The sequence below is a fragment of the Alcaligenes sp. LTN-3 genome (assembly GCF_059735605.1).
The window spans coordinates 1,636,451-1,648,480 of record NZ_JCAPDN010000001.1 but is presented as its reverse complement, the minus strand read 5'-3'; the positions used below and the strand labels follow the sequence as shown (position 1 = coordinate 1,648,480).

General features: G+C 56.7%; 8 protein-coding genes. All 8 read right to left on the bottom strand.

Annotated elements, in window-relative coordinates:
• Positions 1 to 27: 27 nt before the first annotated feature.
• Positions 28 to 2,826 (bottom strand): ATP-binding protein, encoded by a 2,799-nt coding sequence (locus AC6I6N_RS07695; protein WP_497943368.1) that lies wholly within the window; start codon positions 2,824 to 2,826, stop codon positions 28 to 30.
• A complete protein-coding gene (locus AC6I6N_RS07690) occupies positions 2,823 to 5,498 on the bottom strand; it encodes a fimbria/pilus outer membrane usher protein (RefSeq protein WP_497943367.1) in 2,676 nt (891 codons plus the stop codon). The genes AC6I6N_RS07695 and AC6I6N_RS07690 overlap by 4 nt, the downstream gene beginning before the upstream one ends.
• Before the next feature lie 128 nt (positions 5,499 to 5,626).
• Complete coding sequence (locus AC6I6N_RS07685) at positions 5,627 to 6,382, bottom strand: fimbrial biogenesis chaperone (RefSeq protein WP_497943366.1); 756 nt, start codon at positions 6,380 to 6,382, stop codon at positions 5,627 to 5,629.
• Positions 6,383 to 6,447: 65 nt separating this feature from the next.
• Positions 6,448 to 7,011, bottom strand: a complete 564-nt coding sequence (locus AC6I6N_RS07680) for a fimbrial protein (RefSeq protein WP_321278783.1) — start codon at positions 7,009 to 7,011, stop codon at positions 6,448 to 6,450.
• 626 nt (positions 7,012 to 7,637) lie between these two features.
• Entirely contained in the window at positions 7,638 to 8,255 is a 618-nt protein-coding gene (locus tag AC6I6N_RS07675) for a hypothetical protein (protein ID WP_321278782.1), read from the bottom strand.
• 369 nt (positions 8,256 to 8,624) lie between these two features.
• A complete protein-coding gene (mhpT, locus tag AC6I6N_RS07670) occupies positions 8,625 to 9,869 on the bottom strand; it encodes a 3-(3-hydroxy-phenyl)propionate transporter MhpT (protein ID WP_094197441.1) in 1,245 nt (414 codons plus the stop codon).
• Positions 9,870 to 10,010: 141 nt separating this feature from the next.
• Positions 10,011 to 11,045, bottom strand: coding sequence for a 4-hydroxy-2-oxovalerate aldolase (gene dmpG / locus AC6I6N_RS07665; RefSeq protein WP_094197440.1), 1,035 nt, complete (start codon positions 11,043 to 11,045; stop codon positions 10,011 to 10,013).
• 17 nt (positions 11,046 to 11,062) lie between these two features.
• Positions 11,063 to 12,010: an acetaldehyde dehydrogenase (acetylating) gene (locus AC6I6N_RS07660; protein WP_497943365.1), complete on the bottom strand. Its 948-nt coding sequence runs from the start codon at positions 12,008 to 12,010 to the stop codon at positions 11,063 to 11,065.
• Positions 12,011 to 12,030 lie beyond the last annotated feature (20 nt).

The window sequence follows — 12,030 nt, the reverse complement described above, 5'->3', positions numbered from 1 at the left end:
GCGGGAGCCGTAGATGGTGAGGCAAACTTAGGGTGTCGGAGCTTGTAGGCTGGCGCGCAAGGCCGCCATCGGCAAAGGCTTGATCAGCAGGGCATCCATGCCTGCGGTGGACCATTCTTTGTCTTTGTCCAAAATGGCATTGGCCGTAATGCCAATAATGCGTCCCTGGTAGCCTTCTGCCCGCAGGGCGCGGGCCAGGCTGTAGCCATCCATGCCGGGCATGAACAGGTCGGTAAAGACAATATCAAAGCGGTTTTTGTCTGTCAGTACCAAGGCCGCTTCGCCACTGGCTTCCAGGTGGGTAGTGCAGCCCAATACGCTTAACTGCTCCTGAAGAATCTGCTGGTTCACCGGATTATCGTCAACAACCAGCACATGTTGTGAGCGCATGGAAGGGCCAATATCTTGCCCGGCTCGTTGAGGCGGGCAGGCCAGAGATTGAGCCAGTTGCACCGCCTGCGTGACGTGTTCCATCGCGCTTGAGGCGGTGTAGAAATGGTCTGGATTGTCTGCTTGTATAGCAGTAGTCTGAGCATGGGTTTGAACCATCACCTGGCGGCCTGTCCATTCAGGTGTGCTGGTGGCAAAAGATGGCCAACTGTGGACTAGAACGGAGCCGGGTTTGGCGGGCTGTCCGGTATAAGGCAAGGCATAGGCCCCCCAGTGGCGCAGCCATTTGCTGACATTGGAGACGATTTCAGGGATGTCCCCGGCGACATACACAGGCTGGAACGCCAGTTTGGACTTGGGTGCCGTCGGGGTTGCCGATGGGGTGGCTACCGGTAAAACCACCTCAAAGCTAATGCTGGTGCCCAGTCCGGGTTCGCTGACCACAGACAGGGAGCCACCCATCAAACTGGCCAGGCGCTGGCAAATCGGCAAACCCAGACCGGTACCCGGTTGCTGGTTGATGCCGCTTTTGTGGGCACTGAAATACGGCAAAAACAGCTTGGGCAGCATATCCGCGCTGATGCCCTGGCCCGAGTCCGTTACCTGAAAGCGCAGAGCCAGACGATTACCGGGCTGGGGTTCGGTATGCAGGCGCAGTACAACATGGCCGGAGGTGGTGAACTTGATCGCATTGCTGACCAGGTTGCTCAGAATTTGGCGGATTTTCAAGGAATCGCCAATGGTGGTGGTCAAGGCCCGTACCGGAGTCACTGAATACAGCAGCAAGCCCTTGTTTTGCGCTGTGGCCGCAAAGGCGGCAATCACGTCATCAATCTGCTCTTGTGGTGTAAATTCGCGCGGTTCAAGGGAAACGTGGCCAGCTTCAATGCGTGACAGATCCAGCGATGCGCCCACCACCCGGAACAGGGTTTCGGCCGAGCGGCGCAAGGTGTCCATGTAGGGCGAAGGGTGCTGATGTTTCTCGGAAAGCGATAGCAGTTCCAGTGTTCCCAGAATGCCGTACAGAGGCGTGCGGATTTCATGGCTCATCGTGGTCAGGAACTGGGTCTTGGCGATATTGGCATTTTCAGCCAATTGGCGGGAATGACGCAGGGCCGCCTCTTCTGCTTTCTCGGTCGTGATGTCGATGATTGAACACAATGCTGCCCGCTTGCCACGGTAGTTCAGGCTGATGGCATGCACACGCACACTACGACCATCCTTCAGGGTGATGTCGGAGCAGGCGCTTTGCTCATGCTCTCCTGGCAGCCGCGAGCGCCATTGATGGTCACCTTGCATCCAGGTTCGTGCTTGCAGGTTCTCTTGAAAGATCACCTGGCCCTGGGCATCGACCAGGGTCAGGCCGACAGGGGCCATGGCAATCAGCTTGCGATTCAAGGACACGCTATCGACCAGGCTTTGCTGTTGCTGGCGGGCAGGCAGCAGCAAACGGCGTCGGATCAGGCAAGCCCCGACCAGAACAACGGTGGTAAAGATGGTAAGGGTCAATAAGGCGGTGATCAGGGCGCCGCGACCATCGTGCAGCAATCGCTGAGTGGGCAGGGCGTAGAGCACTCGCAAACCCCCGCTGCCAATGGATTTACTCAGAATGATATGTTCTGGCCAGGCTTTGCCATCAAAGCCAAAGTAGTCTTGCTGTAGCCAGCGCAATTCAGACGGATCAGGTGGGGCGCTACTGTACAAGACGGCTTGACCGCGTATATCGAACAGGATGTGTTCGGTTCCGGGCGGGGGAGCGGATAAGGTCAGGGCTTGATCTATGTCTCGTAGTTCCAGACCCAGCCAGGCCCCCAGCCGGTTTTCTCGATCAATCGGTGTATAGGCCACCAGCCGCGAGGAGGGAGCATCATCATGATGCAGCCAGACCACGGTAACCTGACGGGCATGGGGTTCTTGATTGATCGTACTCAAGCGCGTGGCCAAGGCATCGATGTGCTGCTCCCACCTCAGATTCTGGCCATGTTGCTCCAGACGAAAATCCTGGGCAGGATTCAGCTTGATGTAACGCAGCTTGCCAGTGCGATGGATGGCGTTCCAGTGGCGGCGCGTCAGCAGCAAGGTGTAGTGATCAAGCGCGCCATTGTCTGGTGTGTCAATGGCTTGCAGATTGCCGCTATTGGCCGACAAGGTCAACGAGTCTGGGGAAACTGCGCTGGCGGCCACAGCACGCAAGAGAACCTCGCGCTGGTCAAAGAAGAGCTGAGCATGGTCTGCGGCGCTGTTGAGTTGACGGCGATACTCGGAAATCAGGTGTGTGGCAGACGAGTACAAATAGGCGCCTGTCCCTAGTGATGCGCATAGAATCAGAATCAAAGACAGGGCTGCCAACAAAACACTGGGAAAACGTGGAACCTGCATGGGGGGCAGGTTCTCACGCATAGGGCCGTGGCTTGATGGGTGGCTGGGCTTGCTCATGCTGCGCTGTCTTGGGCCTTGCCTTGCTTGGCCAGATTGCCGGGAAGGATAGGGTCAGGATCGCGGTGGACACAGTTCAGGCGGACCAGTTGATAGTTCAGTTCGTCTGTGTTCTCGGACAGCTCGTAGCGAGCGCGGCACAACTGACCGTTACGGCTAATGTCCAGGTGACCACGCATTTGCTCGGGGGACACCATGGTCAAGACTCGACCTCGTGGATCTGTCATACCCAGTTGTTCGCCGGCGGCATTGCGCACCATGGCGCCAAAGGGCAGGGCGACTCCTTGTTCGTCATGTAGTTCAAACTGCACGCGGTAACCCACCTCGGCCTTGAAAGTTGCCAGTGCAACAGCACCACGCGTCGGGACAATCTGCTGTACGGCGTTGTCGAATTCGGCGTTTTTGGGAGCGTGGCGTGTATCCAGACTGACGTGATTGCCGCGGTACGGCGTGGCATGCGGGATGATGGCGTAGCCATTTGAGCCTGTTTCGACACCGACATGGCTGGAGATTCCGACACCGGCTACGGCGGGTTCTACTTTGGCCAGCATGAAGGTCTCGCCCAGTGCCTGACCCAGGTTGACGCCGCCACCGTGCGCCACAATTGAACCGTTGGCCGAGAAGTTGCCGGAGTTGTGACGGTTGCCATAGGAGTAACCAGCATTCATACGGGCAAAAGAAGTGGTCGTGCCGACGTTGACCGATGCATTGCTTTCGCCGGCAACGGTGCGTCCGCCTGCGACAGCGTAGCTGATCTCACGGTCGGTAGGTAGCAAGCCACTGGCACCGGCTTGGACCGAGTTGCCATTATTGTCGTGATTGATGCTAGTAAAGCTTTGTGGAGCATGGGAGCCGCTGCCCAAGGGCATGCTCAGCGTCAGCATGATGGCATTGTCATGGGAGCGCGTGGGGCTAAAGGAGGAGTGCAAATTCCGGGTGCGGGTGTAGGCCAGGTTGTAGTTCACCTTGCCGATATGGTTGCTGTAGCCCACCGACAGGCTGTTGGAGGAAGTGTTCTCCCAATGTTTGTTATAGGAGGCGTTCAGGTAGAGATTGCCACCGCCTAAGGGCTGGCTGATGTTGGCATCAATACGCTGGCGAGAGTTGTGTGACCCAGACATGCGCAGGTGAGCAGGTGCTTGTGTTGCCTGCACATGATCGGACAGGGTGCGATAGCCACGGCTCAGGTCGTGACGCATGGTGACGGACACGTTCGAGCCAGTGGTTTCGAGGAATTTGTTGTAACGCAAGTTCACGCTGGTGCCCTGGGATTGCTGGCCTTGGACACGGCTGGTGGAACGGGTTGCATCCAGTGACACTGCACCTAACTGGGTATTCATGCCTACGCCCAGGGAGTAGGCGCTGAAGTTTTTGGACGCCTGTACCCCGGCGGCCAGCGTCGTATTGGCGCTGACGCCATATAGCATGGAGCCGCTAACAAAATTGGGGCGCTCTTGCATGTCTTCGTTCAGGCGTAGCTGGCCAGCCGCAATGTCATAGCTCAGGCGGCCCTCGCGCACCATCAGGGGCGGAGCGGAAAAGGCTTGGCGCAAGATGCGGCGCGAACCATCGGCTTCGATAATAGTGATTTCCAGATCACCGTTCGAGCCTGAAGGAGACAGGTCGCTGATCGCAAAAGGGCCGGGTGCCACGTTGGTGGTGTAGATCACATAGCCGTTCTGGCGCACTTCCACTGTGGCATTGCTCTCGGCCGTGCCACGGATCACGGGTGCGTAGCCTTGCTCGCTGTCGGGACGCATGGCCTCGTCCGAGTGCATTTGTACACCCATAAAGCGCACGCTGTTAAACAGTGGGGAGCGTGTATAGGTCTGCCCAGCCACCAATTGGCTTTTCAGGGCGACGATGTCGCGCTGAGCATAGGTGTTCTGACTGGTAAAGGTGCTGGAACGGTTGGTGCCCGAGCTGTAGTAGGAGTTGTTGCGTATACGCCAGGGGCCAATATTCACGCCCATGCGCAGGTCTGCGCTGAGGTCATTGGTAGCGGACATACCTTTGCTTTGATCCCGGCGCACGTTTACGCCGTAGTTCACAAAAGCAGCCGTCTGGCCCGAGTCCCACAGAGAAGGGTCGACATAACCGCGTCTGCTGGGATTCATGTAAATCTGTGGAATGTTCAGCAGCAGACGTAATTGGCTACTTTCATAGGTTGCAGTGGCTTCAGGCACGATCTCTGGCAAACGCAGGCAGCTTGCCTCGGCCGGCACAGGGGTAGGCAGTTTGCTCAGGTCAACACCGGCTTGTTCCAGCATCTCCTGGTTAAAGCAGGGTTCGTTGTCATCCGTGCGTGGGTTGCGTTTGAAGGTGATGTCGCGCCGCCCAGTGCGTTGCTGGTTGACATACAAGTCCACGCGCTGCACGCCTTCAGGGACGTTGCTGTTGGAGAGCAAGGTGCGCAGATCGGCTGTGGAGGCATTGCCTTGCAGGAAGGCCATGTTAAAGCCGATGGAGTCTGTTGTATCCAGAGCGGCAACTTGAACGGATTCTGCCTTGGTGTCTTCAGGAGCAGGAATGCGGATGGAGGAGTCTGTCTGGGCCTGGGTTGCGCAGGCCATGATGACCAGGCAGGGCAACAAAGCAAGACGCAACGTAGCCTGAGGTTGGCGGTTGACGGGGCGAATGCGATGGCAGGACAGGCGATTTTTTTTGGACATGACTCTGCACCCAAGGGGGCGTGTTGGACGATTCGAAGACGTGCAAGGGCTCCTGCTACTGGCTGGGAGCCAGTAGCCGAAAGGGTCAGACGTGAGGCGGGGGAGGCTGGGCGGTCTAGGCCGCCGTTTTATGGTGCGTCCGGATTTAAGGCGCGGCCCTGAACTTTGTTCTGCCCGTTCAGGCGAACTTCATAAGGGTCGGCACTGCCATAGTCGCTGATGGCCCGAAACCGCAAGGTGTCCTGGGCACCCGAGCGGCCCAGTGGCAAGAGACGAGTCTGGCCAGGGGCAATCATGCCGGGGTCTTCCATTTCCTGACCTTTGGCGGTGCTCAGGGTGGACATGGATACGTGGTAGGCGCTGGGGTTGTGCACCTCCAGCATGGGTTTGCCCTGACTGTTCACCACAGACCACTGCAATTGAGCGGGGGCCTGCTCTGCCGAATCGGGCAGGCCGTCAGGGCGGAAAAATAATTTGATGCGTTGGCGGATGGCAATCTGCAGTTGATTGTCGCCAGGGCCTTGCTGTGGAATTTCTTGAACGTTCAGCCACAGTACGGTTTCACGGTCGCGGGGCAGACCTTGCTCACCACCGGCGTAAAGCACACGCATCACCTGCTGTGCGTTCGGGGCAACTTTGACCAGTGCGGGTGTGATAGCAAAAGGTAGTTCCGCTTGATCGTGGTCGGTATTCGTTTCCAACCAGGACTGAATCAGTACAGGCGAATTTTCGTTGCGAACTACGATGGACGCTTCTTGTTGTTTTTCGGGCAGGATCAGGCGGGTACCACTCAAGGAGATTGATGCCTGTGCATGGCTGCTTAACAGCGCAGCGCCAAGGGTTAGACATCCAAAAGCCAGTTTCTTGAACGTTGAGATAGACATGGTTCATTCTCCTTGAGGGTGGGTGCTGGCAAGGGGAAATCCCTTTGCCAGCAGCTTAGGCAGTCTTATTCGTAAGACAGCTCGTAAGCGACGGTGGCATTGGCTTGGCCGCCAACGACATCAGCAACTTCAGTACCGGCTTTACGGGTGTAGTACGCGGTCAGAGGGATGTTGATGGAACCGTTAACGTAAGGAGCTTCCAGCGTGGCCGAGCCGCCGGTAAAGTCCAGAACGTTTTCGTTGCTAAGCAACATGATCTGCACGTTTTGTGCACCGCCAGTCACTGCAATACCCTTGCCGGAGGTAGTGGTAGGGGCCAGTTTCAGTTCAACTTTCGTACCGCTGGCACATTCAACTTGCATGTCGATGTTCTTGGCGATGGAGGTCAGGCCGCCTTCGGAGGTGGCAGGTACGGCTTCGGTACCCAGAGTCTTGGCCGAGACGGGGCCCATGTCTACCAGCATGTTGGCGCCGGAGCTGGATGCACCAGGGGTGCGCACGGTGCAGCTGTCAGCGTTGATGCTACCGATAAAGCTGATGTTGCCACGAGCACCAAGAACAGGTTCGGCTTGAGCACCGGCAGCGGCGAAAGCGGAAAGGATGGTGAGGCCTAAAAGGATCTTTTTCATGATTGATTTGACTTCCGGTTGTTGGACAAACGAAGCAACCTTGTTGTACGCCTTGGGGCGCTCGAAGGTTCCCAGGTATGTGCTTGGTTTAGAGCACAATTGAAGTTTAGGAAATCAATCGGTGAAAAGATTTAGGACTATTCTTAAAAATGAAATTAATTGATTGGCTGGGTTGGTTTTTTAATTAATCGCATGTCAAGAGGTGTTTGGGGTGACTTTGCAGTTATTGACAATTAACCCATGTAAGGTGTGATTGTATATAAGTCGTTGAAAAGTAAAACTAAGAATAGTCTGAGATAAATAAAGAATTCACACTCTTAAAATTTATTTCAAGCCGATTTGCATATAGGCCGGAATTAATTATGGATGAATAAGGAGTGTGATGTGACGAGCAGGCAAATCAAGAAACCGACTTTGCCCTTTCAACGAACCATGTGGGCTAAAGTTTGGCTCTTGCCACTTGCACAGCTTTGTTTTGGGGGGCAAGTGCAGGCGTAGCAGTCGTTCTGTTCCAACGGCAAAGTCGTGAACAATTCATACCAGACTTTTCAGAGGCTTTTGCGGTGCGGATGGTGGTGTCGTCATGATAGTGATGTATAAAAAAAGGAGCCGTTCTGGCTCCTTTTTTACTGCTTGTCCTGGCCTTGCTGCCAGCGCAAATAGGCGCTGCGAGTCTGGGCAGACACGGACTCCAACACTTTTTGATGAGTGACTTTATGGCGTGCTAGCAAGCGTGCATCGGCCACGGTTTTGGACTTGCAAAACCAGTGACAGCTATGTTGGAACAGATAAAGTTCGGCTGACAAATGATAGGCCCGGCTTTTGGAGTCCAACTGCTCGGGATTGTCGACAACATGGCGCAAACCGGCGGCATGAATCTGCAAAAGCTGGCGAAAGTCGCGCGTCATGGACGGGATGATTCGTTCTGCGTAAGGCACACAAAAAGGCAACATGCCCACACGGGTGTTTTCTGCCGGTTCTTTTTGTAGTGCATCGGCCAAGGATTGAATCTGGGTAGCCACGGCGTTTTCAGTCTGGGAAAACATGTCCAGAACCTGCTGTTGGCGCGAGAGATCCTGTTCGCCAATCGCACGGGTATAGCCTTCTGTCAGCGTTTCCATGTGGCGTTCCAACTGAAAGCTGCTCAGATGGTGGCCCAGCAAGATAATGCGCCCGCGTTGATAGCGTGCCCGCACAAAATGAAGGGCAATAGCGGCGATCAGAAGAAGTATGACTGTGTCCATCACTCGTGTTTCCGTGCTGGGCCTGGCGCCTTGTTCTTGTTTCCCCGCAGCAGGGTTAGGCCAGGCTATAGAAAAATGCTGTCAAAGTAGCAGCCGGCCATTGTATCCCGTCATTCTTTATTCTTGTTTTCATTCTTATCAGGGATGGCCGCCGATCAGTCTGCTTGGGCAAAACAGGCATGGCATTGTAAAAGATGGCTGTGCCATTTCGAGCCGCCCCCAAAGTCGAATACGGGCTTCGTCGTTGGGGGGCGGCTCATGTCTTTAGTGCCTTCGCTTGGTTGGCAGCAGCTTAGCACAAGGGCTGCTTATGGAAGGATTGCCCTGCGGACCACACAGCTTGGTGTTGGTCTGCAATCCGCTCTGCTTTTAGGCTTTCCCTGCTGCAGGCAGGGCGCAGGTGCCGGATGCCTGTGTCTGCTCCTGACTGATCTGACGTACCACCAGGAACATGCACAGTGCCGAGACAATAATGCAGGGGATGGCGGAGGTGATCACACCAGCAGCGCCATAGCCCTGGCTAAGTAACATGCCTGCAATGGTGGGGCCCAGGGTGGCGCCAATACGGCCTACTGCGGCGGCGGTGCCAACACCCGTGGCACGCACGGCAGTGGGGTAGACGATGCCGCCAAAGGCATACAAGACACCCTGGCAGCCGATCACAAAAGCACCAGTCAAGGCGGCGGCCCAATACATCTGCTCCAGCCCGGAAGCACCGTTCAAACTGAGCAAACCGGCCAGGATTCCGCCATACATCAGGGCGATGACCAAAGCCTTATGCCAGCGGTCTGTCAGATAGCCCAGCAAGACGGTGCCCACGGTTGCACTGACCATGAACCAGAATTGGGCGGTGCTGCCTTGTTTACGGCTAAAGCCCAGCTCCTGGAACAGGGAGGGCAGCCAGCTCAGCATCAGATACACCACCATCAATGTGAAGAAATAGCTGACCCACAAGAGCAGGGTACGGGCGGCAAGACCATTGCTGAACAGGTCCTGGAAGCGGCCTTGTACGATGGTTCGATTCTGGCGTGCTTGCAAAAACTCGCGTGACTCAGGCAGCAGCCACACCATCACGGGAATGACCAGCAGAGGCAGCAAGCCACCCAGGTAGAAGATGTTTTTCCAGTTCTCGCCAAAGTTGGAAGCGGCTACCAGCGACAAGATGGCTGCACCAACGGGCATGCCCGCATACATCATGCCCACGGCGCGGGCACGGTGTTCGGGTTTGACGGACTCGGCAGCCAAGGTGATCAGGTTGGGCATGGCTGCGCCCAAACCAGCACCGGCCAGAAAGCGCACCAGCAACAAGGTGGCCAGGCTGTTGACCCAAGCGGTGAACAAGGTAAACAGGGCAAAGATGGCGACCGAGGCAATCAACACGGCTTTGCGACCGTATTTATCTGCCCAGCGCCCGCCCATGAGCGAACCGGGCAGTAGCCCTAGAATGCCTGCGCTTAAAAAATAGCCTTGGTAGGTTTTATCCAGACCGAACTCTGCCGCCACGCCTTTCACGGCAATGCCAGCGGCCTGGATATCCATGCCTTCGATAACAGCGATCAGAAAGCAGATCGCCACCGTAATGACCGCGTGCTTGCGGCCGTGGGTTTGTGTCATTTCAATGTCTCCTCGGTTTACCGGGACGTTTTTTTTCTTGCTTCTGCCACCTGCCCGCCCCGAATTCAGGGTGCAGAAACCCGACTCATCGCGCGATAAAGCGGCGGTGAGCCGGGGGTAGAACTTTTTAGTTTTTTGAAATCAGGCCGTGGTGCCCTGTCGTTGCAGCAAGTCCAGAGCCACGTCCACGATCATGTCTTCCTGACCGCCCACCATGCGGCGTTTGCCCAGTTCGACCAGAATGTCCACGGTTTTCAGGCCGTATTTCTGTGCGGCCACTTCGCTGTGACGCAAGAAGCTGCTGTACACGCCTGCATAGCCCAGGGCCAGGGTTTCGCGATCGACGCGTACGGGGCGATCTTGCAAGGGGCGCACAATGTCGTCCGCTGCATCCATCAAGGTGTACAGATCCGTGCCATGGTTCCAGCCCATGCGTGCGGCGGCAGCAATAAACACTTCCAAGGGCGCATTGCCGGCTCCTGCGCCCATGCCCGCCAGACTGGCATCGATACGGTCGCAGCCTTCTTCCACGGCCACAATGCTGTTGGCCACACCCAGGGACAGGTTGTGGTGGGCGTGAATGCCGGTTTCGGTCTCGGGCTTGAGCACGTCCTTGAAGGCGCGGAAACGGTCACGCACATCATTCATGTTCAAGGCACCGCCTGAATCGACCACATAGCAGCAGGTCGCCCCGTAGCTTTCCATCAGCTTGGCTTGTTCGGCCAAGTGTTGCGGGGTCGTCATGTGGCTCATCATCAAAAAGCCCACCGTGTCCATGCCCAGATTGCGGGCATATTCGATGTACTGCTTGCTGACATCTGCCTCGGTACAGTGAGTGGCCACCCGCACGGTGCGGGCACCGGCGTCGTAGGCAGCCTTCAGATCGTGGATGGTGCCAATGCCGGGCAGCAGCAAGGTGGCAATCTTGGCGTGCGTGACAACCGAGGCGACGGCCTCAATCCATTCCAGGTCGGTGTGCGCGCCAAAACCGTAGTTAAAGCTGGAGCCGCACAAACCATCGCCGTGGGCCACTTCAATGGAATCGACCTTGGCCTGGTCCAGGGCACGGGCAATATCCATGGCGTTTTGCACGCTGTATTGATGACGCACCGCGTGGCTGCCGTCGCGCAGGGTCACATCGGAGATATAGAGCTTCTTGTTGGGATCGTGTGCCATTGTGATGTCCTTGCGTGTCATGCGGTTTGCGTCAGCAGGCGGGTTTGGGCCAGACGCTCGGCGCAGGCCAATGCCGCACTGGTCATGATGTCCAGATTGCCGGCATAGGCGGGCAGATAGTGGGCCGCGCCCTCGACTTCGATAAACACCGAGGTTTTCAGGCCGGAACGCCATCCCAGACCAGGCACATTGATGGGCTTGTCCTCGGGGATGACATCGAACTGCACTTTTTGTTTGAGGCGATAGCCCGGCACGTAGGCCTGCACCTTGTCGGCCATGCGTTGGATGGATTGTTCGATTTCCGCTTCCTTGCCCGGATCGCTCAGGGTGTAGACGGTATCGCGCATCAATAAGGGTGGTTCGGCCGGGTTGAGCACAATAATGGCTTTACCCACGGTGGCACCGCCCACGACCTGCATGGCTTTGCTGGTGGTCTCAGTAAATTCGTCAATATTGGCGCGGGTGCCCGGACCAGCCGATTTGGACGAGATCGAGGCAATGATTTCGGCATAATGCACCGGGGTCACTTGCGAGACGGCCGCAATAATGGGCACGGTGGCTTGTCCGCCACAGGTCACCATATTGATGTTGGGGGCGTCCAGATTGTCGTCCAGGTTGACCACCGGGATCGTGTATGGACCAATGGCGGCAGGTGTCAGATCAATCACCTGGATGCCGTGCTCTTGCAGGACGGCATTGTGACGGGCGTGGGCACCGGCGCTGGTCGCATCAAACACGATGCGAATGTCCTTGAAGTTGGGCAGCTTCAACAGCCCGTCCAGGCCTTCATGGGTGGTGGGCACGCCCAGGCGGGCCGCACGGGCCAGGCCATCGGAGGCCGGGTCGATACCGACCATGGCGCCCATTTTCAGGTGCTTGCTTTGGCGCATCACCTTGATCATCAGGTCGGTGCCGATATTGCCCGAGCCAATGATGGCGACGGTAATGCCGTTGGGGTTTGTCATGTGTGTTACTCCGTACAAAG

What these genes read in the sequence shown, in the direction of transcription:
- AC6I6N_RS07695 (WP_497943368.1), bottom strand. Translation starts at nt 2,826, where the DNA reads ATGAGCAAGCCCAGCCACCCATCAAGCCACGGCCCTATGCGTGAGAAC.
- AC6I6N_RS07690 (WP_497943367.1), bottom strand. Translation starts at nt 5,498, where the DNA reads ATGTCCAAAAAAAATCGCCTGTCCTGCCATCGCATTCGCCCCGTCAAC.
- AC6I6N_RS07685 (WP_497943366.1), bottom strand. Translation starts at nt 6,382, where the DNA reads ATGTCTATCTCAACGTTCAAGAAACTGGCTTTTGGATGTCTAACCCTT.
- AC6I6N_RS07680 (WP_321278783.1), bottom strand. Translation starts at nt 7,011, where the DNA reads ATGAAAAAGATCCTTTTAGGCCTCACCATCCTTTCCGCTTTCGCCGCT.
- AC6I6N_RS07675 (WP_321278782.1), bottom strand. Translation starts at nt 8,255, where the DNA reads ATGGACACAGTCATACTTCTTCTGATCGCCGCTATTGCCCTTCATTTT.
- mhpT (WP_094197441.1), bottom strand. Translation starts at nt 9,869, where the DNA reads ATGACACAAACCCACGGCCGCAAGCACGCGGTCATTACGGTGGCGATC.
- dmpG (WP_094197440.1), bottom strand. Translation starts at nt 11,045, where the DNA reads ATGGCACACGATCCCAACAAGAAGCTCTATATCTCCGATGTGACCCTG.
- AC6I6N_RS07660 (WP_497943365.1), bottom strand. Translation starts at nt 12,010, where the DNA reads ATGACAAACCCCAACGGCATTACCGTCGCCATCATTGGCTCGGGCAAT.